This is a genomic window from Sorangium sp. So ce176, assembly GCF_051519835.1.
GTDB classification, from domain to species: domain Bacteria; phylum Myxococcota_A; class Polyangia; order Polyangiales; family Polyangiaceae; genus Sorangium; species Sorangium cellulosum_G.
This window is the reverse complement of the sequence record NZ_CP150371.1, coordinates 11,291,881-11,317,645: the sequence shown is the minus strand read 5'-3', so window position 1 is coordinate 11,317,645 and position 25,765 is coordinate 11,291,881. Positions and strand designations below refer to the sequence as shown.

Below are 25,765 nucleotides of genomic sequence, written 5' to 3'. Positions count from 1 at the left end.
CTCTCCCACGGCACGGTGGATGGAGCTGCGACGATGACTACCCGATCCGATTCGCTGGAAATTCGACTGGAGCTCCCCGGCTTCTCGTCCGACATCCTCCAGGTCAACAGGCTCTCGGGGCGCGAGGCGATCTCGCAGCTCTTCTCGTTCGACGTCGAGGTGGTGTGTCCGAGCGAGGCCGCGGTCGACGGCCAGACGTTCACGGGCGAGAACGTCGCGATCCTCTTCGAGCAGGACGGGGTCGAGCTGCGGCGCATCCACGGCATGGTCGCGGAGGTGCACGACCTGCTCGCGAGCATGCTCGAGCACAGGGCGTACCGGCTGCGCATCGTCCCGCGCGCCTTCCGGCTGACGCTGGTCGAGACCACCGAGATCTCGATGAACAAGGCGGTGCCGGAGCTCATCCAGCAGAAGCTCGAGCTCGTGGGCCTGAGCGGGAGCGACGTGGATCTCCGGCTGATGGCCAGCTACGCGCCGCGGGAGTTCGTCGTGCAGTACCAGGAGACCGATTTCGCCTTCATCTGCCGCCTGGCCGAGCACGTCGGGATCAGCTTCTTCTTCGAGCACCAGGACGGCCAGGACACGATGGTCTTCACCGACAGCCCGAGCGGGTTCAAGCCCACGGCCGGCGCGGCGTCCGTCCCCTTCCGCGAGCGCGGGGAGACGCTCGACGTCTTCGAGATCGAGGCGAGAGCGCGGCTGGTCCCGAGCGTGTATGTGGCCCGCGACTACAACTACCGGCAACCGATGCTCGATCTGACGTCGGAGCACGTGCTGCCCACCGGGTATGCGGGCGGCGTGGTCGAGTTCGGCGGTCACTACAAGACGCCCGCGGAGGGCAAGGTGCTGGCGCAGATCCGGGCCGAGGAGCGGCAGGCGACGCAGCTCGTCTACGCGGGCAGGAGCGCTGTGTGCGCGCTGGGCGCGGGCGCGCGGTCGGTGCTGGAGGGGCACCCGAGCCTCGAGCCGCTCGACATGCTCTTCGTGGAGGTGGAGCACCGCGCGTCGCAGGCAGCCGGCGGGCGCGGCGCCGAGGAGCCGCAGCGGTACGTGAACACGTTCCGGGCGATCCCGGCCAAGAACACGTACCGACCGCCGCGGAGCACGCCGACGCCGCGGATCAGCGGGGTCGTCACCGGCATCGTCGACGCGGGGTCCGGCGGCGGGGGCAGCAACGCGGAGATCGACGATCAGGGCAGGTACATGGTCCGGTTCCTCTTCGACACGGGGGCCGCCGCGGGCGCGCCGTCGAGGCCTGTGCGCATGCTCCAGAACCACGCCGGGGCGAACTACGGCACGCATTTCCCGCTGAAGCCTGGGACCGAGGTGCTCATCGCCTTCGTGAACGGCGACCCCGATCGGCCGGTCATCGTGGGCGCCGCGCCCAACCCGCTGACGCCCTCTCCGGTGAACAACGCGAACCGGTCGACTCACCGGATCAAGACGCAGGGAGGCATCGTCTTCGATCTCGTGGACGAGTGAGCCGCGCGCGGCGCTCCCGGGCGGGGACGCCGCGCGACCCGGGCCCGCGGGCGCGCGGGAGCGCCGTTCACGGGGTCCGGTCCCTGGGGGGCGCGGGGCTCGCGGCGAGGGAGGCGCCCGGGGCGAGGCTCATGGCCCGGATGGCGTAGTTGAGCGCGGCGCGCAGGTTGCGTTGCGTGTTGAGCTGGGAGAGATCGAGCCCGAGCGCGACCATGGTCTGGGCGACGTTCGGCTTGATGCCGGCGACGATGCCGTCGGCCCCGAGCAGCCGGATCGCGGTGACGAGCTGGATGAGGTGGCTCGCGACCCTGGTATCGACGACCTCGACGCCGGTGAGATCGAGGATGGCGAACCTCGCCCGCTTCTCGACGATCTGCGAGAGCAGGCTGTCCATGACCTCGGCGGTGCGCACGCTGTCGACGGTGCCGACCATGGGGAGCGTGAGCACGCCGTCCCAGACCTCGATGATCGGCGTGGAGAGATCGCGAATCACCCTCTGCTGCGCCTCGATCTGGTCGACCTGGACGCGCAGCTCGTTCTCGGCGCGCCTGGACTCGGTGACGTCGAGCGACAGGCCGATCATGCCCTCCACGCGCTCACCGCTTTCGTCCCGGAGCGGGATGATCCAGTTGTCCCATTCGAGGCCGTGCGATTCGTTGGAGAAGTGGCGGACCGTGCCGTCGAACCACCGCTCCCGAGCGTCAGCGAACTCCGGCACGCCGCCAAACAGGTCGATCAGGTTGAGCCCGACGAACTCTCCGGGCTTGAGCCCGGCCTTCGCGAGCGCCTTTCCCGCATGGTAGCGGCAGAGGCCTTCGCGGTCCGTCGACCAGAACGCGACAGACTCCATGTGGTCGGCAATGGCGTCCAGGATACGCGCCTTGAGCCGGAGCTTCGCCAGCTCCTCGCCGGTGATCTCGGGCGCGGCGCGGAGCGAACCGAGGACGGCGCTGCCGTCGGACGACCGGCTGGCGCTGCACGAGAGCCGGCGGTAGGCGCCGTCGCCGTCGCGCAGGCGGACGCCGAAGAAGACAGGCTCGTCCCCCTGGAGCGCCGTCGCCCAGGCCGCGGAGAGCGCCTCGCGATCGTCCGGGTGCGCGAGATCGGCGAGGAGCGCGCCGATCTCGACCCCGGCGCCCAGCGCCTCGCGCAGCCCGCCGCTGGGGTGGAGCAGCGCTCCCTCGGCCGAGGCGACGAAGAGGAGATCGGGAGAACGGGCGAAGAGATCGCCGAGCAACGCGTCGGGGGCAGATTCCATCTGGCTCGCATCTCCTCGTGAGCGGAGAAGAGAAGATCTATCCTGGGCGACGCGCGTTGGGGAAGGGTCGTCGGACGGTGGCGGTGCGATTGTGGTGGAGGCGCGCGGCGCGCGCGGACAGGTTGCGAGATGCGATGGCGAGCGTGCTCATCATCGCGGTTCGCGGCGGGGTGAATCGCGTGCGGCTGTGTTTCGACTTACGTGGACAGGCGGTGGGGTGCAGGTCGTGAGAGGTGCGGCGCCGGGGGCGCGGGGATCATGTCACGACAGGTTCGTGACGAGAGGCCGTGGAGCCCGGGGGGCCTCGACTTCCTCGACGCGATGACGGCGTTGGCTTGTGGGACCAAAGCCAACGCGCCCGATGAGCTCGCCGTGAAGCGAATCGAGGTTCTCGCGGAGTCGTTCCGACTACCTGTCTCATTCGACGGGAACATCGATCGATGCCCCGGAAGCGAACGGGATCCGCAACCCACCTCCTCGCCCCGCTGTCCAGAACTCCACCTCTCCCGCACGGTTCCGACCGTTCCGGCGCTCGCGTCCCCCTTCAAATCCCGGCACCGCCGTGTGATAGCCTCGCAGATCGCCATGGCCCCCTACCGCTCCTTCCGAGAGGACCGTGCCGCGGCCGCGGCCCCGCCCCCAGGGCCGGTGGCCGACATGGTGCAGCAGTTCGCCGACCCGTACGCCTTCCTCCGCGAGCTCGTGCAGAACGGCATGGACGCCGGCGCGCGGAAGATCACGGTGCGCATCGAGACGCTGCCCGGCGCGTGCGCCACCTCGGTCACCGACGACGGGAGCGGCATGAGCCGCGAGGACATCGAGGGACCGCTGCTCACCCTCTTCAGCTCGTCGAAGGAAGGCGACGCGAGCAAGATCGGCAAGTACGGCGTCGGCTTCGTCTCCGTGTTCGCCGTCCAGCCGGAGCAGGTCGACGTGGAGACGTGGCGCGACGGACAGGCATGGCTCCTCCGGCTGCGCAGCGACACGAGCTACGAGCTCGAGGACGCCGGCCCCCGCGAGGGCAGCGGCACGCGGGTCACCCTGCTCCACCGGCTCGGCCGGGACCGCGAGCGCCTCCACGCGCAGCGCGCGCAGGCAGCGCTCCGGCGCTGGTGCCGGCACGCCCAGTGCGAGATCGCCCTCAGCATCGCCGACGACGAAGGCGACGCACGCACGAGCGTCGCGCGCATCGACACCCCGCTCTCCGTCGCGGCGCCCGTCTCCGTCACCGCCTCCGAGGACGAGAGCACCTTCGTGGTCGGCCCCTCCGCCGGCGCGCAGCACCTCGGCCAGCCCGCCGCCGCCAGCGGCGCCGCCGCCGCCGAGCACGGGCAGAGCTTCGCCGGCTTCTACAACCGCGGGCTCACCCTGTTCGAGACCGCGGACGAGCTGTTCAGCGGCCTCTCGGGCGTGCGGTTCAAGGTGATGAGCCCGCGCCTCCAGCACACCCTGAGCCGCGACAACGTGCGCCGCGACGACGCGTTCTGGGAGGCGATCGCCCGCGTGCGCGAGCTCGTCAAGGGGCCGCTCCGGCGCGAGCTCGCCGCGCGCCTGCCGCAGGCCGCCGCAGCAGCGGGCGCCCGCGCGGGCGCCGCCGCGTACGTGGCGATGCTCGAGGCGGCGCTGACGCCGCCGACCGCGCTCGATCCGGACGAGATCCCGTTCCCGCTCGCGAGCCCCGTCGAGGGCGACCGGACGCGCGCCGGCCTGCGGGCGCTCGCGCCGGGGCGCGCGCCGCTGCTCGTCGCCGTGCGGCCCGACGCGCTGACCGAGGCGATGGCGCAGAGCGGCCTGCCCGTCGTGCTGTGCAACCACCCCGCCACCGGCGCGCTGCTCCAGCGGTGCTTCCCGGCGGCGCGCATCGAGGAGGCGCGCGCCGCCTACCTGCTCGTGCGCGAGGAGCCGGAGCGCGCCCGCGAGGGCGACGCGGCGCTGCTCCACGTCGTCGCCGAGGCGCTCGCCCGCGCCCGGCACGGGGTCGCCCGGGTGAGCCTCTGCCAGATCGAGGGCGCCCTCCGCCAGCGCGGCGCGATCCTCCTGCCGGACGGCGGCGAGCGCGGCGAGCGCGGCGCGCCCCACCGGAGCTGCCACGCCGCGCGCGACGTGGTGCGGCGCGCGGCGCGCTTCCGGCCCGGGAACGCCCTCTTCCTCAACGTCGCCAGCGACACCGTGGCGCTCGCGCGCAGGCGCGCCGCCGTCGACCCCGTGACCGCCGGCAACCTGCTCGCCCGCGCGCTGCTCGTCGAGGCCAAGGGGCCGCTCGATCCGGGCGACAGCGACCGGCTCCTCGACCTCGCCGCGAGCCCGCCGCCGCTCCGGGGAGGTCAGGGCGGCGCGCCGCGGGGGCCGCGGCGGTGAGCCGCGTCGTCGCCCGCGGCGCGATCCGCGTCGATGCCCGCCGCGCCGTCCAGAAGCTCCGGGAGCACCTGCTCGTCGACCTGGACCTCTACCTGCTCGAGCTCGTCCGCGCCGCCGCCGCCGGCGGCGCGACGCAGATCGACCTCCGCCACGACGCGGACGACGTCGCGCTGACCTTCGACGGGGAGCCGCTCGACGCGCCCGTCCTGGCGCGCCTCCTCGACCACGTGCTCAACGCCGCGCCCGACGCCGCGTCCCGGCGGCTCCGCCTGCTCGCGCTCGGCGTGAACGCGGCGCTCGGGCTGCGACCGGCGCGCGTCGATCTGATCACGACGGGCCGCGGCCCCTCGGGCGAGGCCTCCGAGGCGACCTGCACGCGCGTGCGCTTCACGCCCGCCCTGCTCGAGGCGCCCGCCGACGCGTTCGCCCCGGCCGCCGCCCCGGCCTGCGACGAGGTGCCGAGGCCGCCGGGGATGCCCGCCGCCGGCATGCGCATCGAGGTGCGGCGGCGGCTCGGCTGGTCGGTGCTGCGCCGGGCGCTCACGGGCGACACGCCGCCCGAGATCGCCCACCTCGCCACGGCCACGGGCGACTTCCCGATCCCGATCGCGCTCGCGGGCGAGCCGCTCCGCCGCCCGCTCCCGGGCGGCCACCCCGCGGTGCTCGTGCGCGTGCCGTTCCACGTGCGCGGCGCCCGGCGCGCGGCGCTGGAGGTCCTGGCGCCCCCCGAGGCCGCGCGGGGCGCGGTCCGCGCGGCGCCCCTCTCCGCGCCCGCCTCCGCGCCCGGCGCTGCGCCGCTCTCCACGCGGAGCTCTGCTCCCCGCTCTGCGCCGCTCTCCACGCCCCTCTCCGCGCCCGTCGCTCCCCCCCTCTCCGGCCTGCCCGTCGTCGACTACCTCGAGCACGGCGTGCGGCTCGTCCGCGAGCGGTGGAGCTTCGCCCCGCGGTTCCCCTCGGCGCCCTACCAGGGCGTCGAGCTCCCGGTCCGCGTCGTCGTCGACGCGGACGAGCTGCCCACGAACGCGTCGCGCTCGGCACTGCGCGAGGACGCCCCGCTCGGCGCGCGCCTCCGCGAGGCGGCGGCCGCCGCGCTGCTCGACGCCCTCCGGGCGCTCTCCGCGCTCGTCTGCGGCGAGGGCGCGGTCCCCGAGGGCGCGCTCGTCCTCGGCGACGATCGCGGGCTGCTCGAGGACGCGCTCGCGGCCTTCGCGTGCGTCGCGACCGGCGCTGTCCGCGCGGGCGGCGCGGTGCCTGCCGAGGTGCGCGCCGTGCACGAGCTCCCGCTGCTCCGCGACGGGCGCGGGCGGCCGCTCTCGCTCGCGGCGCTCGACGCGCGCGACGCGTCGCCCCTGTTCGTCTGGCGCGGCGACGAGGCGCTCCCGGAGGAGCTCTCCCCGTGGGCCGACGACGTGATCCGGTGCCGCGGGGGCCTCGTCGAGCGCGCGCTCGCGGGGCTCCCGCTCGCCGACGCCGGGGCGATGGTCGAGCAGGCGAAGCTCGGCGCCGAGCGCCGCAGGGCGTTCCTCCGGCACGCGCCCGGCGAGCCCGCCGTGCCGCCCGCCCCCGAGCACGCGCTCCGCGCCGCCTTCCACGTGGACGAGGGGCCGCTCGCCGGGCTGCGCGGCGAGCTCGCCGTCTTCGCGGACGACCCCGAGGCGCGGCGCAGGGCCGAGGTGCGGGTGTTCGTGGAGGGGCGGCACCTCGAGACCGTCGACCTCGACCCGGCCGCCGTCCCCCTGCCCGTCGAGATCGCGCTCGCGTGGGACGGGCGCGTGCGGCCGCGCTTCTCGTACGACGGCGTCGCGCGCGACGAGCGCTTCTGGCGCGCGGTCCGCCACGCCGTGCACGTCGCCCTCGCCGCGGCCGACGCCGAGGCGCGGCGGCTCTTCGGGCCGAGGGCCGCGCCGCCGGGCGCCCCGCTGCCCCCGCCGCCGCCGGACAGCGAGCTCGCCCGCGTGAGGCCCGCGCTGCGCGCCGCCACCGGCACGCTGTTCTGCGCCCCGCAGCGCCTCGGCGCGCCCCACGTCGAGCAGGACGGCCACGGCAGCGCGGCGCCGCGCCGCGGCGAAGACCTCGCGCCGTCGGCCTTCCAGGGCCTCCTGGAGGCGCGGATCTGGCCCATGCTCACGACGGACCGGTTCATGAGCCTGAAGGGGCTCGCCGCGTTCGCCCGGGCGGCGGGCGGCCTCTGCGTCGCGCCGCCGGAGGCGCGGGGGCGCGCGGCCGACAGGCGGCCCGTGCTCGCCGCCACGCAGCGCGAGCTCGACTGGCTCACCGCCGCGCTCCCGGACTGCGCGCTTGTCTCCTACACCCCGGGGCTCTTCACCGAGGAAGAGCTCGCGGCGCGGGGACCGGCGCGGCGCCGCGCGCTCGAGGCGTCCCTGGAGAAGCTCGCCGCGCCCCGCGCCGCCAGCGCGCCCGTCCTCGAGGTGGCCGGCGACGGCTTCCTCGCGCTCGCGACGCCGAGCGACGCGGCCGTGGAGGCGTGGCACCACGCGTCACAGCCGCTCGCCACCCTCGAGGCCGCGCCGCTGCTCGGCCCCGTCACCGTCGCGATCGACCACGACACCGCCGTGCCGGGCAGGGCCTGGAGCGGCCTGCTGTCGCCGCGCAGCGAGGCCGCCGTCCACGAGGTCGAGCGCGCGCTCTGCGGGGCGCTCGTGGCCGCGCTGGAGGGCGACGCCGCGGCGCGCGCCCGGCTCGGGCTCGAGGGCGATCCGCTCCGCGAGCGCGATCGGCGCGCGCGCGCCCGCGTGATCAGCTACCTCCTCGACTGCGCGCGGGTCCTCGCGCAGCGCGCCCGGAGCGCGCCCGTCGACGCGGCCCTCGGCGAGCTGGCGGCGCGCATCCGGCGCCTGCCGCTGCTCGTCATGCTCGACGCGCGCGGCGAGGAGGCCGCGTGCTCGCTCGAGGCCCTCGACAGGACCCACCCGGCGCCGGCGCCGATCCCGGCGCTCGAGGCGGCGCCCGGCTTCGCGACGTTCTCCTGGCACCCCATCCTCCTCCGCGGGGCGTGGGAGCGCGACGCCCTGTCGCGGTGGGCCGGCGGCCGCCTCCTCCCGGCGCACGGCGGGCTGGCCGGCCGCCGGCTCCGCGCCGCCGCCGCGCAGTCGGCGCGCCGCGCCGCCGCCGAGCAGGAGCGCAGCGCCGCCGCCGAGATGGCGCCACAGGAGCGCCCTGCGCGCGGGGGCGCGGCCGACGCCTCGCGCGCCTCGCGCACCTCGCGCGCCCCGCTCGCGCTGCCGGGCGCGCCGCCGCACCCGCTGCTCCGGGTGAGCATCGCGGCGCTGGGCGTCCAGGGGCTCGAGGGCGAGCTCGAGATCATCGAGGGGCCGGCGTCGGATGTCCGCCTCGTCGGCCCCGACGGCGCCGAGCGGCGCCACGAGGTGGAGCTCCCGATCCCGCTGCGCGTCCTCGCGCGCGCCGCCGCGGCGGACCCGCCGAGGGACGAGGCGCGCGCGCTGCTGGCGCGCCTCGCCAGGGCCGCGGGACGCCGCCTGCTCTCGCTCGCGCCGCGCTTCGACGAGCTGCCGCCGTTCGCCCGGAGCCACACGCGCCGCGCCGTCCTGAGGACGCTGGCCCAGGGCAAGCGCGTCGTCGCGGGCGCGGCGAGCGCGCCGCTCTTCCACGACCTCGACGGCAACCTCTTCTCGCTCGACGACCTCCGGCGCGACCCGCTGGCCGGGTGGCTGTGCACCGCCACGCCCCCGCCCTACCCGAAGCAGCGCTACGGGCGCCCGGTGCTCGCGCTGAGCAGGCCCGAGCGGCTGCAGCTCGCGACGGCCGTGCTCGTCAAGGACATCACCGACGCTGTCGCGCGCGACCGGGCGACCGAGGAGCGCCTCGCCGCGCCGCCGCTCGACGCCGTCGGCCTCGGCGCGGACGCGCGCGCGGCGTGCCTCGCTGTGTTCCCCTTCGCGCCGGAGGCCGGCGCGAAGGAGGGCGCGCCGGCCGCGTACGGCGAGATCGGCCTGCTCGCCCCGGAGCACGCCGGCGCGGCGGGGATCGCGGTGCACGTCGGGCGCCGCCCGCTCTGCGCGCTCGACCCCGGCGAGGGGTGGCCGCTCTGCGCGGCGATCAACGACGACGCGCTCGAGCCGAACCTCGCCTTCGACGGCCTCAAGGCGGGCGCCGACGCCGCGAGGCTCCGCCAGGCGGTGCGCGACGCCGCCGCGCGGTGGCTGCGCGCGCGGCTCGCCCCGCCCGAGGACGCGCTCGCGACCCGGTGGATCGACGTCGCCACCACCTGGCATCGCCCGCTGCTCGTGACCGGCGCGCTCTGGCTGCCCGCGCGGTGGCCCCGCGCGCCGCGGGTGCTCGTCGCCGCGCCCTCCGCGGAGATCCTCGGCGAGGGCGCCCCGCGCGGCGCCTTCACGCCCCGCGCGCTGCGCGCCGAGGGCGCCGCGGGCGGGCTCGTCCGGGAGATCGCGCCTGTCGAGGGCCTGCTCCTCGTCTGGCCGCTGCACGAAGCGCGCTGGGACGCCGTCGCGGAGATCGCGATGGAAGCAGCCGCTTCGATGGCGGCCGAGCTCTCGGACGAGGCCGCCGCCGCGCCGTACCTGTGGAACCTGCACCTGCTCGGCCGCCTCTCCGGCGGCAAGCTCGCCGCGCGGACCGCCGCCGGGGAGAGCGTCGGCCCGGCGGAGATCCGCGCCGAGCTCTCCGCGACGGGCTGCGTGTGGATCACCGACGGCCGCGGCGGCGCGGACGGCGATTTCCCCGAGGGGACGCCGGCGTTCGTGCTGCTCGACGACGGCTCGCCGCTCGTCGAGGTGCTGCGCCACCGCGCCGCCCGGGGCGCGCTGCGCGAGCTCGGCGCCCCCGCGGCGCCGCCGGACCCGGCGGAGGCGATCGCGACCGGGGACGAGCCCGTCTCCGGGGAGGTCGCGGCGGCCGGGAACGCGCCCGACGCGGCGGCCGGCGGCGCCCCCGTCGCGGCCCGCGGCGCCCCCGTCGCGGCCCGCGGCGCCCTCGCGGCGGCCGGCGGCGCCCCCGTCGCGGCCCGCGGCGCCCCCGCGGCGGCCCCTGCGGACGCGCCGCCCGAGTCGAGCCGCGCGCGGGCCTGGGTGGGCGCGCTGTGGCGCAGCGTCCGCGGCCTGATCGGCGCCGCCGCGCCCGAGCGGCAGGACGTTTCGGCCGCCAGCCCGCTCGCGGCGGCGCTCCGCGAGGCCCTCGTCGGGATGGCCCTGGAGGGCTCCCCTGTCCATGCCGTCGTCGAGAGCCGCACCGGCAGGCCGGTCCGCTACGACGCGAGCCGCGGCCACATCGTCATCAACACCGAGCACGAGGCGCTCGCGTGGCTGCGCGCCCGCCGCGCGCCCGATCCCGCCGCTGTCGCGCTGCTCGCGGCCGCCGCCGTCGGCGAGGTGAACCGAGCGCTCCAGTCGGTCACCGACGCCGAGGAGCGCCGCGCGCTCGATCACCTGCTGCGCTCGATGGGTTAGCCGCCGCGTCCCCCGAGCGCCCTCCACGGGGGCCGTTGCCCCCCGCCCGCCCGAGCGCAAAGCTCTCTCCCGTGGACACCGTCTTCACCATCGGCCACGGCACCCGCGGCCTGGAAGAGCTCGTCGAGCTGCTCGGCGAGGGCCCGGCCGACACGCTGGTCGACGTCCGGCGGTTCCCCGGCTCGGCCCGGTCGCCGCACCTCGCGCGCGCCGCGCTCGCCGAGGCGCTGCCGCCGCTCGGGGTGACCTACGTCTTCCGCGGCGACACCCTGGGCGGCCGGCGGACCGGCCGCGACGACTCACCGCACGTCGTCTGGGAGAACCCGAGCTTCAGGGCCTACGCCGATCACATGGAGACCGACGCCTTCCAGCGCGCGCTCTCCGAGCTCGTGGCGGAGGCCCGGGCCGGCCGCCGCATGGCCGTCATGTGCGCCGAGACGCTCTGGTGGCGCTGCCACCGCCGCCTCATCGCCGACGCCCTCGTCGCGCGCGGGCTCGCGGTCGTCCACCTGCTCGGCCCCGGCGCGCGGGCCCCACACGCGTTGAACCCCGCCGCCCGGCCCGACGGCGCGGGCCACCTGATCTACGACGTCGGCGCCCAGCGCGCGCTGCCGCTGGGCGGCTCGGCCGCCGCGCCCGCGCCGGCGCCTGGCGGCCGCGCTCGCCCGCGCCGCGCGCGGTGATCCCCCACCCCCTCCCCGCTCCCCGCCCGCCGGTTCGAATCCGACCACCCGCCCGCCGCCGGGTACATCCGCGCCGGCTCCTGTGCTCCACTGCCGGCCATGAGCCTGGGCGACGCAGCACAGAGGGCAGCACAGATGACGGAGAAGATCGCCACGGTGCTCGCCGGCCGCGAGCCGAGCCTCCCCGCCCGCGCCGGCGAGGCCCTCGCGCGCTGGCTCGAGCTCGTCGCCGTCTGGAACGCCAAGGTCGATCTGACAGCGGCCCGGAACCCCGACGAGCTCGCCGACCTCATGCTCGCCGACGCGCGGCTCCTCTCGGAGCACGTGCCCGAGGGGCGACGCGTTGTCGACGTCGGCACGGGGGCCGGCGCGCCGGGACTGCCGCTCGCGCTGCTCAGGCCGGACCTCGACGTGACGCTCATCGAGCCGCTGCAGAAGCGCGTGGCCTTCCTCCGCACGGCGCTGGGCACCCTCGTCCAGCAGGGCGTGCTCCCGAAGGCCCCCCGGGTCGAGCGCGCGCGCGGCGAGGACCTCGTGCGCGCAGGGAGGTCGTTCGACGTGGCGATCTCCCGCGCCACCCTGGCGCCCGACGCGTGGCTGCCCCTCGGCGCCGCGCTCACGGAGCGAGCCCCCGCGGACCGCCGCGAGGTCTGGGTCCTGCTCGCGCGCGACGAGCCGCCGGCGCACGCCGGATGGGCGCCCGCGATCGACCTCCGGTATCGATGGCCGCTCACGGGCGCGGAGCGGCGGGCAGTGAGGTATCTGCCTGACCACCATGATCGCCTGACCGCCGCCTAGGGTAATGCCTGAATAATATCGAAACTCGTACGATTACCGTCTTGTTGGCGGTCTCAAACGGAGTGCCGTCCGCTTTCACGGAGGCACCACGTCGAGCGCTCCGCTGCTCGTCCGGTATGGCGAAGCAGCAGCGATTCCGTTACTGTCCGGAAATCACATGAAGGCGCGCCCTACGTGGGCAGGGCCTCCTGGCTCGGGAGACAGTGATGAAAGTGCAACGCATCTCGGCGATCTTGCTCACCTCGGTCGCGTTCTCTGCAGGCTTCATTGGTTGCGGCGACGATGAACCGCCTGCCGGCTCGGGAGGAGCGGGCGGCTCGTCGAGCTCGACATCGAGCTCGAGCTCGGGCAGGGGGGTCAGCACGGGCACCGGCCCCACGGAGGCGGAGTACCTGGGCACCCCGTGCACGGAGGACGCCGACTGCGGCCCGGAGGGGTTCTGCGTCCCGGAGTCGGCCGAGGAGGGCGGCCCCTCGGGCGGGTACTGCACGACCGCGTGCTCGGACGACGGCGACTGCGAGGGCGAGGGCAGCGCCTGCCTCAATGGCATCTGTTACCTGGGCTGCCTCATGGGCGATCCCGAGATCTCGAGCCTCGACGCGGAGCTCGACCCGTTCAAGTGCCAGGGCCGCGACGAGCTGCGCTGTGAAGAGGTGGAGGCCGGCTTGACGGTCTGCACGCCGAACTGCGGCTCCGACAGCCAGTGCCCCGGCCGCGCCTGCGATCCCAGGTCGAACCTCTGCGTCGACGCGCCCAACCCCGGTCTGCCGATGGGCGCCGCGTGCGACGGCGACGCCGAGGAGGACCCGTGCGCCGGCTGGTGCGTGGGCTTCCCCGGCGAGGTCACCGCGTGCACCCAGTTCTGCGGATTCGGCGGCGATCTGATCGACGGCGACTGCGGCGGGCTCGAGAACGGCATCTGCCTGTACCAGTTCTCGGATGTGGTCGGCGCCGGTGATTTCGGCGCCTGCACCAGGGCCTGCACGGCGCACGACGATTGCTTGTTGCCGCAAGCCCGCTGCGTGTCGTTCGGCCTCCCGGACAACGGCTTCTGCATCTTCGAGTCGACGGAGTGCGAGGACGACTCCGATTGCGACGACCCGGACGCGTGCACCGAGACGCCGGATGGCTTCTTCTGCCTCGATCCGGAGTATCCGCTGACCAACGGCGGCGCGGGCGGCGCGGGCGGCGCGGGCGGCGCGGGCGGCGGCGGTGAGGGTGGCGCGGGTGGCGCGGGCGGCGCGGGTGGCGCGGGCGGCGCGGGCGGCGCGGGCGGCGCTGGCACCACGACGAGCACCACCACGACGAGCTCCGCCACGACCAGCTCCGCCACGACCAGCTCCGCCGCGGGCGGCACCGGTGGTGCGGGCGGCGCGGGTGGCGCGGGTGGCGCCGCCACGAGCGGCGCGGGCGGCGCGGGCGGCGCCTGACCGCTGCGTCCACGACAGGGCCTCTTCTCACCTCGATCTCCACGGGCTGAGACGAGGCCCCCCGCTCCCTCCAATCCCCTCCCGCCGGGGCCCGACACGCCGGGCGACCTCCCCACGGCCCCCCTGGCCGTGACTCCCTCTGGTCCTCGATTCACCCTCACCCGCGACGGAAGAGATCGCCGACACAGCGAGAGCACCGGAACGGTAATCCGGGCTCTTCGTTCCTCGTGCGTCACGGGCAGCGGCGACGGCGCCCGGGCTGCCGGTCCGGAGATCCGCGGCCAGGAGGCGCTCGCGCGCGGCTCCGATCACGTCAAAGCACGAGGCGCGCCGTCCCAGGCGGGGCAGTTCGCCACACGATCGCCCGGCGCGACGCGCTGGTCGCGCCGCCGCAGGCATCGAATCCGGGAGCGTTGCGCCGGCACCCTGCTTGCTCAGGCGCCGGGATGGAGGACCGCATGAACAAGCTCGCTCTCTTCACCTCGGCCGCCGTCATGGCGGTCTCGACGCTGGCCTTCGCCGGGACCGCGCAGGCCCAGGAGCGCACGCGCGACACGGTCACGATCACCGACTCCGTCCCGAACCGCGGGCTCATCTGGAGCGGCGTCGCCGTGCTCGGCACCACCTACGGTATCTCGACCGTCGTGGCGACGTTCAGCAAGGAGCCGGCGGACCGCGCGCTCTGGGTGCCGATCGCGGGGCCCTGGATCGACCTCGGGACGCGCGGCAAGTGCAGCGGCGGAGAGGACTGCAACGCCGAGACGACGAACAAGGTGCTGCTCGTCGCCGACGGGCTCGGCCAGGCCATCGGCGCGCTGCAGATCCTGAGCGGCTTCATCTTCCCGGCGAAGCGCACGGTGACCGAGGTGGGGAGCGTGCAGATCATCCCCATGGGCAAGGGGATCGCCGCCAGGACGGTGTTCTGAGGTGAGATGCGCTGCGAGCACCGGCCCCCGCCGTGGACGCGCGCTCTATCCGGCGACAGGCGGCGCCTTGGCGCGCGGCGCCAGGCCGCGGACGAGCGTCGCGAGCGTGCGCAGCACCGGGGTGTCGACCCCGGCCCGGCGCCCGCGCTCGACCACGGCGCCTTGAAGTATATCGACCTCCGTCGCGCGGCCGGCGCGCACGTCCTGGAGCATCGACGGCTCGGTGAGCGGGAACTCCGCGCGCGTGAGCGCGATCATCGCGTCCGCCGTCTCGACCGGGATCTCCGCCCCTTCCGCGCGCGCGACCGCGATCACCTCGAGCATCGCCTGCCGGGCGAGGTCCTCCATCCGCTCCACGACCGCGCCGGCGCGCTGATCGGTCAGCGCGCAGATCGCGTTGAACGGGGCGTTCCAGACCATCTTCTCCCAGAGCATGGCGCGGTGGCGCGACGACCGGCGGACCGGGATGCCCGCGCGCTCGAGCAGCGCCGCGACCGCCTCGACCCGCTGCTCCTGCCCAGGACGATACGGCGCCAGGCCGGCGCGCGTCGGCGCGAGCGTCTCGATCGCGCCAGGGCCGCTGAGCCCCGCCGACATGTACGCGATCGAGGCGATCACGCGCGCGTCGCCGACGTCCCGCGCGACAGCATCCTCCGAGTCGAGGCCGTTCAGCAGGGGCAGCACCAGGCCGTCGTCGGCGAGCAGCCCGGGCAGCCGCGCGCTCACGTCCGCGAGCGATGGCCATTTCACGGCGACGACAACGAGGTCGAACGGCCCGCGCGCCGCGTCGAGCTCGACGACGCGGAGCGGCGGCGTGCGCACCTCGCCGGCCGGCGTGCGGAGGACGAGCCCGCGCGACCGCATCGCCTCGGCGTGCGCGCCGCGCGCGACGAACGTGACGTCCTCCCCCGCCAGGCTGAGCCGCGCCCCGAAATAACCGCCCACCGCGCCCGCGCCGACAATGAGGATCCGCATCGGCGGCGACCATAGCATGCTCGAACCACACCACGGAGGACCGACAGGTGGCCATCAGCGCCGATTGCGGATATGCAGGAGGCCAGATGCTTAGGCCGGACGCCCCAACCGTGGCTCACGCCGCCAGCATGAACACCGACGCCCACCCGAGCGCGACGCTGGAAGCCGAGCAGCTCCAGCTGCTCATCGACGCCCTGCCGGTGCTCATCTCGTATATCGATAACGACGAGCGCTACGGCATCATCAACCGGGCCTACGAGCGCTGGTTCGGGGACGATCGCAGCACGCTCGTCGGCCGGCACGTGCGCGAGGTGATCGGCGACGTGGCCTACGCCGGCGTGAAGCCCCACGTCGCCGCGGTGCTCGCCGGACAGCCGCAAGACTTCGAGTCACGGCTCATCTACCGGAAGGGCGGCAAGCGCCACGTCCGCATCCAGTACATCCCGCACCTCGGCGCGAGCGGCGAGGTGCGGGGCTTCTTCGCGCTCGTCTCGGACATCGGCGACATGAAGCGCAGCGAGGAGACGCGGCGGTTCCTCGCCGACGCGACGGCCCTGCTCGACCCGGTGCTCGACCAGGACGCGATCTACCGGAGCATGGCTGAATTCGCGGTCACCTCGATCGCGGACTGGTGCGCCGTCCACACGCTCGAGCCGGACGGCTCCGCCCGCGTGCGGGTCGTCGCGCACGCCGATCCGGCGAAGGCCGAGATCGCCGCCAGGCTGGCCCAGCGCAGCCGGATCCCGCCGGAGCCCGCGACGCCGCTGCACGAGGTGCTCCACGGCGGCCCCGGCCGGCTCCTGCCCGACCTCGCGGACAGCCTGTCCGCCGCCGGCGCCCTCGACGGCGAGCACCTCGCCCTCGTGCGCGCGCTCGGCCAGGGCTCCGCGCTTGTCGTGCCCGTCCGCGGCGAGGAGCGCGTTTTCGCGGCGCTCACGCTCTCGTCCGCCGGCTGGGGCCACGTCTACGACGCTGTCGACATGGCCTTCGCCGAGGAGCTCGCGCGGCGCATCGGGCTCGCCGTGCAGCGCATGCGCCTCTACGACATGGCCCGCGACGCCGAGGCCGAGGCGCGGCGGCGCTTCCTGGCCGAGCAGGAGGCGCGCCGGGCCGCCGAGCGCGCCGCGCAGCGCATGGCCGGCCTCCAGCGCATCACCGCGGCGCTGGCCGACGCGCTCACCAGCGAGGCGGTGGCCGAGGTCGTGATCGACCAGGGCATCGCCGCCGCGGGCGCGTACGCCGGGGCCATCGTCGTGACGGTCGACGACGAGCTCGAGTGCCTCAAGGCGGTCGGCTACCGGAGCGACGTCCTCCAGCGCTTCCAGCGCATGCCCGTGTCCGGCGAGCTGCCGATCCCCGACGCCCTCCGGACCGGCGCCCCCCTCTGGCTTCGCTCGCGCAAGGAGATGGCCGCGCGTTACCCGGAGTTCGGGAACAGCGCGCTGACGCCCACGACAGCGTCCCTCTGCTGTCTCCCGCTCGTGGTCCAGGACCGGCCCATCGGCGTGCTCGGGCTGAGCTTCGCCGACCCGCACCCCTTCGACCAGGAAGAGCAGGAGTTCCTCGTCGCGATGTCGGGCCAGTGCGCGCAGGCGCTGGAGCGCGCCCGGCTGCACGAGGAGCGCGCCGCCATCGTCGAGCGCGAGCGGCGCGTGGCGCTCGAGAACGCCCGCCTCTACCGCGAGGCCCACGAGGCGGACAGGCGCAAGGACGAGTTCATCGCGATGCTCTCGCACGAGCTCCGCAACCCGCTCGCGCCGATCACCACCGGCCTCGAGCTCCTGCGCATGAACACGACCGAGCGCGGCGAGCGCGACGACGGCCAGATCCTGTCGACCATCGAGCGGCAGGTGAAGACGATCGTGCGGCTCGTCGACGATCTGCTCGACGTCTCCCGGATCACGCGCGGCAAGATCGAGCTGAAGCGGGCGCGGCTCGACGTCGGCGCCGTGGTCGAGGCGGCGATCGAGTCCGTCCGCCCCCTGCTCCTCCAGCGCCGGCACGAGCTCAGCGTGTCGGTGGAGCCGGCGGTCCTCGTGGACGGCGACAGGGTGCGGATCGAGCAGATCGTCGTCAACCTGCTCACCAACGCGATCAAGTACACGAACCCCGGCGGCCGCGTCTCGGTCTCGTGCAAGGCGAGCGGCGGCGACGCGTGGCTCCAGGTGACCGACACCGGCGTCGGCATCCCCGCCGAGCTGCTCCCGCGCGTCTTCGAGCCGTTCATGCAGGCGAGGCGCACGCTCGATCGCTCGCAGGGGGGCCTCGGTATCGGGCTCACGCTGGTCAAGCGGCTGGCCGAGCTGCACGGCGGGCGCGTCGAGGCCGTGAGCGCCGGCCTCGGCGAGGGCACCGCCATCAGCGTCTGGCTCCCGCTCGCTGGCGCGTCGGTGGAGAGCTCCGTGCCGCCGACGCCCCAGGTCCCGCGCTCCGCGGCCGGCGCCCTCCGGGTCCTGCTCGTCGACGACAACGTCGACGCCGCCGAGGGCCTCCGGCGGATCCTCCAGCTCCACGGCCACACGGTCTCGATGGCGCACGACGGCCCCGCGGCCCTCGAGGTGGCGCGCGCGGGGGCGCTCGACCTGGTCCTGCTCGACATCGGCCTGCCCGGGATGGACGGCTACGAGGTCGTCCGTCGCCTCCGCGCCGACCCGCAGCACCGCGGCTCCTACATCGCCGCCGTGTCCGGCTACGGCCAGGACCAGGACCGCCGCCGCTCGCGCGAGGCCGGCTTCGACGCCCACCTGACCAAGCCGGTCGCGGCCGATCAGCTCCTCGCCCTCGTGGACCGGGCGACTGCCCGCGGCTGATCGTCGCCGGCGCCGGGCCCCAGCGCGCCCCGCGGCTGCCCGGCCCGGGGTGCGTCCCGCGCGCGAGGATCCCCACCGGAGGCCCGCCGGACACCCGTCCGGAATTTGATGGGAGCGCTCATTTCCATCGCCGAGTCCATCGTCCGCCCGCCCGCGCCGCCCGCCTTTTCACAAGTGCAATGCATTGACCCCGCGCCATGAAACACCAGTGAAACAGACGCCGCTGGAATCGAGGGAAACGCCTGTTTCCCTTCATTGGCGCTGTCGCGTTCGTCCTTGAATGAGGGCCGCGTTCGCTCGCGGATGGACGCGAAACACGCGTGAAACAGGGGTAATGTCCCGGTTCGAGAGCGGGAGTGGACGCACAATTTATTCTTGCGAAACAGTTGGGAAACAGAGCCCACAGTACACACTTTCCTGCCCGAGACCGCGGTCAGCGCCTCGCTCGGACGGCAGTGCGGCAGTGACGGTGAGAAGGACTCACCGGGTCCAAAGGTGGGTTTCATGAGCAAGAAGAAGGACCTCCTCGTCATCGGCAACGGCATGGTCGGGCACAAGCTCATCGAGAACATGGTTCTCGGCGGCTCTCTGCGCGACTGGAACATCATCACCTTCTGCGAGGAGCCGCGGCTCGCCTACGACCGCGTGAACCTGTCCGCCTTCTTCAACGGCAAATCGGCCGATGACCTGTCGATGGTGAAGCCCGGCCTCTACGAGGAGGCGGGCATCCAGGTACATCTGGGCGACAAGGCCGTATCCATCGATCGGCGGAAGAAGGCGGTGACCTCGGCGAAGGGGAAGACGGTCTATTACGACAAGCTCATCCTCGCCACCGGCTCGTATCCGTTCGTCCCGCCGATCAAGGGCAAGGACACGAAGGGCTGCTTCGTTTACCGCACCATCGAGGACCTCGAGGCCATGGCGGCCCACGCGAAGTCCGCGAAGGTCGGCACCGTGATCGGCGGCGGCCTGCTCGGCCTCGAGGCGGCCAACGCGCTCAAGAACATGGGCCTCGAGGTCCACGTCGTGGAGTTCGCCCCGCGGCTCATGGCCCTCCAGGTGGACGAGGCCGGCGGCGCGATCCTCCGCCGGAAGATCGAGTCGCTCGGCGTCCACGTGCACACGAACACGTCGACCACCGAGATCGTCGCCGAGCACGGCCGCGTGGCCCGGATGCTCTTCGCCGACCAGACCGACCTCGCGACCGACATGATCGTCTTCTCCGCCGGCATCCGCCCGCGGGACGAGCTCGCGCGCGCGTGCGACCTCGCGATCGGCAGCCGCGGCGGCGTCGTGATCAACGACCGCTGTCAGACGTCCGATCCGGACATCTACGCGATCGGCGAGTGCGCCAGCTACAACAACCAGCTCTACGGGCTCGTGGCGCCCGGCTACCACATGGCCAGGGTCGCGGCCGACGCCCTCACCGGCGGCAAGGAGACCTTCGGCGGCTTCGACATGAGCACGAAGCTCAAGCTGATGGGCGTCGACGTCGCGAGCTTCGGCGACGCGTTCGGGACGCAGCCGGGCGCGAGCGTGGTCAGCTTCATGAGCGCGACGTCGAACGTCTACAAGAAGCTCGTCGTCAGCGCGGACGGCAAGCACCTGCTCGGCGGCATCCTTGTCGGCGACGCGGCGAACTACGGGCAGCTCCTCCAGCTCGTGCAGAACAAGATCGTCCTCCCGCCGAACCCGGAGGACCTCATCGTCGCGCCGCGCGACGGCGCGAAGCCGGCGGGCTTCGGCGTCGAGTCGCTGCCCGACACCGCGACGATCTGCTCCTGCCTGAACGTCACCAAGGGGGCGATTTGCTCGGCCATCTGCGACGACAAGCACGTCACGCTCGCCGGCATCAAGGGGCACACGAAGGCGGGCACCGGCTGCGGGTCGTGCACCACGCTGATCACCGACATCCTGAAGAAGGAGCTCAAGAAGGCCGGCGTCGCGGTGACGAACTACCTCTGCGAGCACTTCAACTACTCGCGGCAGGAGCTCTATCACCTCGTCCGGGTCCACGCGATCAAGACCTTCGACGAGCTGATCGAGCGCCACGGCAAGGGCAAGGGCTGCGAGATCTGCAAGCCGGCGGTGGCGTCGATCCTCGCCTCGACGTGGAACGAGCACATCCTGAACAAGAAGCACCTCCCGCTCCAGGACACGAACGATCGGTTCATGGCCAACGTGCAGCGGGACGGCACCTACTCGGTGGTGCCGCGCGTGGCGGCCGGCGAGATCACGCCGGATCAGCTCATCGCCATCGGGCAGGTCGCGAAGAAGTACAGCCTCTACTCGAAGATCACGGGCGGCCAGCGGGTCGACCTGTTCGGCGCGCGGCTCGAGCAGCTCCCCGACATCTGGCGCGAGCTCATCGCCGCAGGCTTCGAGTCGGGGCACGCCTACGGCAAGGCGCTCCGCACGGTGAAGTCGTGCGTGGGCAGCACCTGGTGCCGCTACGGCGTGCAGGACTCGGTGGGCTTCGCTGTCGCGGTCGAGAACCGCTACAAGGGGCTGCGCAGCCCGCACAAGCTGAAGTCCGCGGTCTCCGGCTGCGCGCGCGAGTGCGCCGAGGCGCAGAGCAAGGACTTCGGCATCATCGCGACGGAGAAGGGCTACAACCTCTATCTGTGCGGCAACGGCGGGATGAAGCCGCAGCACGCGCAGCTCTTCGCCGCGGACCTCGATGAGGCGACGCTCATCAAGTACCTCGACCGGTTCCTGATGTTCTACATCCGCACGGCGGACCGGCTCCAGCGCACGGCCACCTGGTTCAACAACCTCGAGGGCGGCATGGAGTACCTCCGCCAGGTCGTCATCGAGGACTCGCTCGGGATCTGCGAGGAGCTGGAGAAGGAGATGGCCCACCTCATCGCGACGTACGAGTGCGAGTGGAAGGCCGCGGTCTCCGATCCCGAGAAGCTGAAGCAGTTCCGCCCGTTCGTGAACGCCGGGGAGCCCGACCGGAGCATCGTCTTCGTCGCCGAGCGGGCGCAGCACCGCCCGGCGGCCTGGAAAGAGAAGTCGAACCTCGTCGAGGAGATGCTCTGACCGCTGGCGACAGGCCTTTTCTTGGAGGAATCGACATGAGCGAGCTGCAGCAAACTTCGAACGCGCGCCGGAGCGAGGGTATGACACAGGGCTGGACCGAGGTCTGCGGGGTCGACGACATCATCCCGAACACCGGGGTGTGCGCGCTCGTGGGCGCGCGCCAGATCGCGGTGGTCCGGGTCGGCGAGGGCGAGGAGATCTACGCCGTCAGCAACTTCGACCCGTTCAGCAAGGCGTTCGTCATCTCGCGCGGGATCGTCGGGGACAAGGGGGGAGTCCCGAAGATCGCGTCGCCGATCTACAAGCAGAACTTCGATCTGCGCACGGGGCAGTGCCTGGACGACCCGAGCGTGCGCATCCCGGTGTACCCCGTCCGGGTCCGGGGCGGGCGCGTCGAGGTCCAGGCCACTGCGCTGCCGTTCACGGCCGCGAGCTGATGGCATGAGCCGGCGAGGCCGCGTCACCTTCCTCTTCGCCGCGGACGCGCCGCCGTTCGCGGCGCGTCTTCTGGAGTTCTCCGGGCTGGGTTTCCGCGCCGGGTAGACAGGGACCGTCAATGAGCGTTGCTAAGGTATCGGACACCCATTTTCACTTGCCCATCGTCAACTCGCCGCCGAAGATCCAGGACAGCAACAAGAGCCTGTTGCAATCGCTCCTGGCCGACCAGCAGAAGCTCACGGCGGTCGAGAAGTTCTCCCGGATGCACGAGGAGCACGCGCTCCCGGCCCAGTCCAAGTACTACCGCGACCTGATCCCCTTCGAGAAGCCGAAGCCGGGGCAGCAGTACGCCTTCGAGGTCGACCTCGACGCCTGCACGGCGTGCAAGGCGTGCGTCACCGCGTGCCACAGCCTGAACGGCCTCGACGAGGACGAGGTGTGGCGCTCGGTCGGCCTCCTCCACGGCGGCACGCCGCAGGCGCCCGCGCAGCAGAGCGTGACAACGGCGTGCCACCATTGCCTCGACCCCGCCTGCATGTCGGGGTGTCCGGTGAAGGCCTACGAGAAGGACCCGGTCACCGGCATCGTCAAGCACCTCGATGACCAGTGCATCGGCTGCCAGTACTGCATCCTGATGTGCCCCTACGACGCCCCGAAGTTCAACGCGGAGCGGGGGATCGTGCGCAAGTGCGACATGTGCAGCGATCGGCTGGCCAACGACGAGGCCCCGGCGTGCGTGCAGTCGTGCCCGAACGGCGCCATCCGCATCACGGTGGTCGAGCAGGCGCAGGCCGTGCAGGAGAGCCAGACGAACGTGTTTTTGCCGGGGGCGGCGGCGCCGGAGTACACGATCCCGACGACCACCTACAAGACGAAGAAGTCGCTCCCGCGCAACATGCTCCCTGCGGACTTCTACCAGGTGAGCCGGGAGCACTCGCACCCTCCGCTCGTCGCCATGCTCGTGCTGACGCAGCTCTCGGTGGGCGCGTTCTGCGTGAGCCTGGCGCTGAACGAGCTGCTCGGCGAGCAGGCGACCCAGGACTTCGGCGGCCACAGCGCCGCCTTCGCGCTCGTCTTCGGGCTCGCCGCGCTCGGGGCGAGCCTCCTCCACCTGGGCCGCCCGCAGTTCGCGTTCCGGGCCCTGCTGGGGCTCAGGACGTCGTGGCTCAGCCGGGAGATCCTCGGGTTCTCGCTCTTCGCGGGCGCCGGCACGCTCTACGCCGCCTCGTTCTGGGTGCCGTCGATCCCGGCGCTCTCGGCGCTGCCGGTCCCGCTCCGCGAGCTGCAGGCGCCGCTGTCCTATGCTGTCGCGCTGAGCGGGATGCTGGGCGTCTTCTGCTCGGTGATGGTGTACGCCGCGACGCAGCGGGAGCACTGGCGCGGGGGCCTGACGGGCTTCAAGTTCGCGAGCACGGCGGCCGTGCTCGGGAGCTCGACGGTGCTGATGGTCGCGCTGCTCTCGAGCCGCGAGCACGCGGCGCTGCTCCTCACGGGCGGCTTCCGCGCGCTGAGCGCGTTCCTGTGCGCGTCGACGGCGCTCAAGCTGATCGTGGAGCTCTCGATGTTCCGGCACCTCCGGAAGCGGAGCCACTCGACGCTGAAGCGGAGCGCGATCTTGATGGCGGGTGAGCTGAAGGGCGCGACGGGCTGGCGCTTCGCGTGCGGGGCGCTCGGCGGCATCGTCCTGCCGGCGCTCAGCCTGTTCGTGGCGCCGAACAGCGGCGTGAGCTCGGAGTCGTTGATGGCGATGGCGGTCGTCGCGTTCCTGTTCTGCCTCTCGGGGGAGTTCCTCGAGCGGTATCTCTTCTTCGCCGCCGCGCCGGCCTCGAAGATGCCCGGAGGGCTCTCCTGATGTCCAGCAGCGAAGCAAAGAAGACGTCGTCTCCGGAGCGCAAGCCGGCCGACAACCTGCTCTTGCAGCGCAACGGCCCGCTCACGCGCGAGCTGCTCCTCGCGCCCGGCGAGTTCGGCCTCGGGCGGGTGCCCGCGCGGCTGAAGCCCGATCAGACGACCACGGTTGTGTGCGGCTTCTGCTCGACCGGGTGCGGGCTGAACGTGCACCTCAAGGACGGCGAGGCGATCAACCTCTCGCCGAACACCGACTATCCCGTGAACCTGGGGATGGCGTGCCCGAAGGGCTGGGAGGCGCTCACGCCGCTCAAGGCGAGCGACCGCGCCACCACGCCGCTCCTGCGGAACGCCCGCGGGAAGCTCGAGCGCGTGGAGTGGGACGTCGCGCTCCGCACGTTCGTGGATCGGTTCAAGGCGATCCAGGAGGCGCACGGCAAGGAGTCGATCGCCTTCATCAGCACCGGGCAGATCGTCACCGAGGAGATGGCGTTCCTGGGTGCGCTCGCGAAGTTCGGGATGGGCATGCTGCACGGGGACGGCAACACCCGTCAGTGCATGGCGACGTCGGTGGTGGCCTACAAGGAGTCGTTCGGCTTCGACGCGCCGCCGTACACGTACCGCGACTTCGAGGAGTCCGACGTCGTGGTGCTCGTCGGCTCGAACCTGTGCATCGCCCACCCGATCATGTGGGAGCGGCTGTGCAAGAACAAGAATCGCCCCGCGATCGTCGTCGTGGATCCGCGCAAGACCGAGACGGCGATGGCGGCGACGGCGCACTATGCGCTCAAGCCGAAGTCGGATCTGACGCTGTTCTACGGCATCGCGCACCTCCTCATCCAGCGGGGTTGGATCGACGAGGCGTACATCCGCGAGCACACTGTCGATTTCGAGGCGTTCAAGGCGCACGTCGAGGACTTCACGCCGGCGCGGGTCGCCGCGGCCACGGGGCTCAGCGAGGAGCAGCTCGCCGGGTTCGCGGAGACGATCCACAACGGGAAGCGGGTGTCGTTCTGGTGGACGATGGGCGTCAACCAGAGCCACGAGGGCGTGCGGGTCGCGCAGGCGATCATCAACCTCGCGCTGATGACGGGGAACATCGGCCGTCCCGGCACGGGGGCGAACTCCATCACGGGCCAGTGCAACGCGATGGGCTCGCGGATGTTCAGCAACACGACGGGCCTGTTCGCCGGCCACGACTTCACGAAGGAGGAGCACCGGAAGAAGATCGCCGGGATCCTCGGCGTCCCGGAGGAGGTCATCCCGACCCGGAACAGCCTGGCGTACGATCAGATCATCGAAGGCATCTTGAAGGGGAAGATCAAGGGCCTCTGGATCATCGCGACGAACCCGGCGCACTCGTGGATCAACCAGGAGGACCTGCACGAGCTGCTCGGCCGCCTGGAGTTCCTCGTGGTGCAGGACATGTACGGCAACACGGAGACGGCGGAGCGCGCGCACCTCGTGTTGCCGGCGGCCTCGTGGGCCGAGAAGGAGGGCACGTTCATCAACTCGGAGCGGCGCATCGGCCTCGTCAAGAAGGTGGCGCGGGCGCCGGGCCAGGCGCTGGCGGACTTCCACATCTTCCAGCTCGTCGCGCAGTACTGGGGGTGCGGCGATCTGTTCGAGGAGTGGAAGAGCCCGGAGGCCGTCTTCCAGATCATGAAGCGGCTCTCGAAGGGGCAGCCGTGCGACATCACGGGCATCGAGGGCTACGCGATGATTGACGAGCGCGGCGGCATCCAGTGGCCGTTCCCCGAGGGGGTGACGTTCGAGTCGAACGAGCGTCGGCTGTTCGAGGACGGGCGGTACTACCGGCCGGACCAGAGGGCGAAGTTCGCGTTCCAGGCGCCCCGGCAGCTCCCGGAGCCGACGGACGAGCAGTACCCGTTCACGCTGCTCACGGGCCGCGGGAGCTCGAGCCAGTGGCACACGCAGACGCGGACCAGGAAGAGCGCGGTGCTGCAGCGGCTGTATCCGAAGGAGATCTACGCCGAGATCAGCCCGGTCGACGCGAGGAAGATCGGGATCGAGATGAACGAGTGGGTGGTCATCGCGTCACGGCGCGCGGACATCAAGGCGCGGGCGTTCGTCACGAACTCGGTGAAGCCGGGGGAGATCTTCATCCCGATGCACTACGAGATCACGAACAAGCTGACGTTTCCGGCGTTCGACCAGTACTCGAGGCAGCCGTCGTACAAGGCGTGCGCGGTCAAGGTGAGGCGGGAAGAGGATCGGGGCTGAAGCTGGGGGGCTGAGCTGGGCGGGCC

14 protein-coding genes are annotated in these 25,765 nt (G+C 73.0%); 12 read left to right on the top strand and 2 right to left on the bottom strand.

Annotated features, from left to right (window positions below; all coding sequences use genetic code 11):
* Nucleotides 1-33: 33 nt before the first annotated feature.
* The gene (locus WMF42_RS42725) at nt 34-1,482 is read left to right on the top strand and encodes a type VI secretion system Vgr family protein (protein ID WP_437688944.1); all 1,449 of its coding nucleotides are present in this window, start codon (nt 34-36) and stop codon (nt 1,480-1,482) included.
* A 67-nt stretch (nt 1,483-1,549) separates the two neighbouring features.
* Here the strand turns inward: WMF42_RS42725 and WMF42_RS42720 are convergent, their stop codons facing one another.
* The gene (locus WMF42_RS42720; RefSeq protein WP_437688943.1) at nt 1,550-2,740 is read right to left on the bottom strand and encodes a PAS domain-containing protein; all 1,191 of its coding nucleotides are present in this window, start codon (nt 2,738-2,740) and stop codon (nt 1,550-1,552) included.
* Nucleotides 2,741-3,325: 585 nt separating this feature from the next.
* On the opposite strand from WMF42_RS42720, the gene WMF42_RS42715 reads away from it, so the two are divergent.
* The 6 genes from WMF42_RS42715 to WMF42_RS42690 all read left to right on the top strand — a co-directional run bounded on the left by WMF42_RS42715 (nt 3,326) and on the right by WMF42_RS42690 (nt 14,379).
* A complete protein-coding gene (locus WMF42_RS42715) occupies nt 3,326-5,098 on the top strand; it encodes an ATP-binding protein (RefSeq protein ID WP_437688941.1) in 1,773 nt (590 codons plus the stop codon).
* Nucleotides 5,095-10,542 (top strand): hypothetical protein, encoded by a 5,448-nt coding sequence (locus WMF42_RS42710; protein WP_437688939.1) that lies wholly within the window; start codon nt 5,095-5,097, stop codon nt 10,540-10,542. Before WMF42_RS42715 ends, WMF42_RS42710 begins: the two co-directional genes overlap by 4 nt.
* Before the next feature lie 71 nt (nt 10,543-10,613).
* Nucleotides 10,614-11,225, top strand: coding sequence for a DUF488 domain-containing protein (locus WMF42_RS42705; RefSeq protein WP_437688937.1), 612 nt, complete (start codon nt 10,614-10,616; stop codon nt 11,223-11,225).
* 135 nt (nt 11,226-11,360) lie between these two features.
* Complete coding sequence (locus WMF42_RS42700; RefSeq protein ID WP_061605350.1) at nt 11,361-12,023, top strand: 16S rRNA (guanine(527)-N(7))-methyltransferase RsmG; 663 nt, start codon at nt 11,361-11,363, stop codon at nt 12,021-12,023.
* A gap of 206 nt (nt 12,024-12,229) precedes the next feature.
* On the top strand, nt 12,230-13,453 hold the full coding sequence (locus tag WMF42_RS42695) for a hypothetical protein (RefSeq protein ID WP_437688935.1): 1,224 nt from the start codon (nt 12,230-12,232) through the stop codon (nt 13,451-13,453).
* Between the two features lie 458 nt (nt 13,454-13,911).
* Entirely contained in the window at nt 13,912-14,379 is a 468-nt protein-coding gene (locus WMF42_RS42690) for a hypothetical protein (protein WP_437688933.1), read from the top strand.
* A 45-nt stretch (nt 14,380-14,424) separates the two neighbouring features.
* Here the strand turns inward: WMF42_RS42690 and WMF42_RS42685 are convergent, their stop codons facing one another.
* Nucleotides 14,425-15,354: a ketopantoate reductase family protein gene (locus WMF42_RS42685; protein ID WP_061605623.1), complete on the bottom strand. Its 930-nt coding sequence runs from the start codon at nt 15,352-15,354 to the stop codon at nt 14,425-14,427.
* A gap of 128 nt (nt 15,355-15,482) precedes the next feature.
* On the opposite strand from WMF42_RS42685, the gene WMF42_RS42680 reads away from it, so the two are divergent.
* The 5 genes from WMF42_RS42680 (at nt 15,483) to WMF42_RS42660 (ending at nt 25,739) form a co-directional block, all read left to right on the top strand.
* Complete coding sequence (locus WMF42_RS42680; RefSeq protein ID WP_437688931.1) at nt 15,483-18,164, top strand: ATP-binding protein; 2,682 nt, start codon at nt 15,483-15,485, stop codon at nt 18,162-18,164.
* A gap of 504 nt (nt 18,165-18,668) precedes the next feature.
* A complete protein-coding gene (gene nirB / locus WMF42_RS42675) occupies nt 18,669-21,209 on the top strand; it encodes a nitrite reductase large subunit NirB (RefSeq protein WP_437688929.1) in 2,541 nt (846 codons plus the stop codon).
* Between the two features lie 35 nt (nt 21,210-21,244).
* Nucleotides 21,245-21,646 (top strand): nitrite reductase small subunit NirD, encoded by a 402-nt coding sequence (nirD, locus tag WMF42_RS42670; RefSeq protein ID WP_061605626.1) that lies wholly within the window; start codon nt 21,245-21,247, stop codon nt 21,644-21,646.
* Between the two features lie 119 nt (nt 21,647-21,765).
* On the top strand, nt 21,766-23,499 hold the full coding sequence (locus tag WMF42_RS42665; protein ID WP_437688927.1) for a DmsC/YnfH family molybdoenzyme membrane anchor subunit: 1,734 nt from the start codon (nt 21,766-21,768) through the stop codon (nt 23,497-23,499).
* A complete protein-coding gene (locus WMF42_RS42660; RefSeq protein WP_437688925.1) occupies nt 23,499-25,739 on the top strand; it encodes a molybdopterin oxidoreductase family protein in 2,241 nt (746 codons plus the stop codon). Before WMF42_RS42665 ends, WMF42_RS42660 begins: the two co-directional genes overlap by 1 nt.
* Nucleotides 25,740-25,765: the final 26 nt, after the last annotated feature.

Coding starts and splice junctions, on each gene's coding strand:
- WMF42_RS42715 (WP_437688941.1), top strand. CDS start 3,326: ATGGCCCCCTACCGCTCCTTCCGAGAGGACCGTGCCGCGGCCGCGGCC.
- WMF42_RS42725 (WP_437688944.1), top strand. CDS start 34: ATGACTACCCGATCCGATTCGCTGGAAATTCGACTGGAGCTCCCCGGC.
- WMF42_RS42660 (WP_437688925.1), top strand. CDS start 23,499: ATGTCCAGCAGCGAAGCAAAGAAGACGTCGTCTCCGGAGCGCAAGCCG.
- WMF42_RS42685 (WP_061605623.1), bottom strand. CDS start 15,354: ATGCGGATCCTCATTGTCGGCGCGGGCGCGGTGGGCGGTTATTTCGGG.
- WMF42_RS42720 (WP_437688943.1), bottom strand. CDS start 2,740: ATGGAATCTGCCCCCGACGCGTTGCTCGGCGATCTCTTCGCCCGTTCT.
- WMF42_RS42700 (WP_061605350.1), top strand. CDS start 11,361: ATGACGGAGAAGATCGCCACGGTGCTCGCCGGCCGCGAGCCGAGCCTC.
- nirD (WP_061605626.1), top strand. CDS start 21,245: ATGAGCGAGCTGCAGCAAACTTCGAACGCGCGCCGGAGCGAGGGTATG.
- WMF42_RS42695 (WP_437688935.1), top strand. CDS start 12,230: ATGAAAGTGCAACGCATCTCGGCGATCTTGCTCACCTCGGTCGCGTTC.
- WMF42_RS42665 (WP_437688927.1), top strand. CDS start 21,766: ATGAGCGTTGCTAAGGTATCGGACACCCATTTTCACTTGCCCATCGTC.
- WMF42_RS42690 (WP_437688933.1), top strand. CDS start 13,912: ATGAACAAGCTCGCTCTCTTCACCTCGGCCGCCGTCATGGCGGTCTCG.
- nirB (WP_437688929.1), top strand. CDS start 18,669: ATGAGCAAGAAGAAGGACCTCCTCGTCATCGGCAACGGCATGGTCGGG.
- WMF42_RS42680 (WP_437688931.1), top strand. CDS start 15,483: ATGAACACCGACGCCCACCCGAGCGCGACGCTGGAAGCCGAGCAGCTC.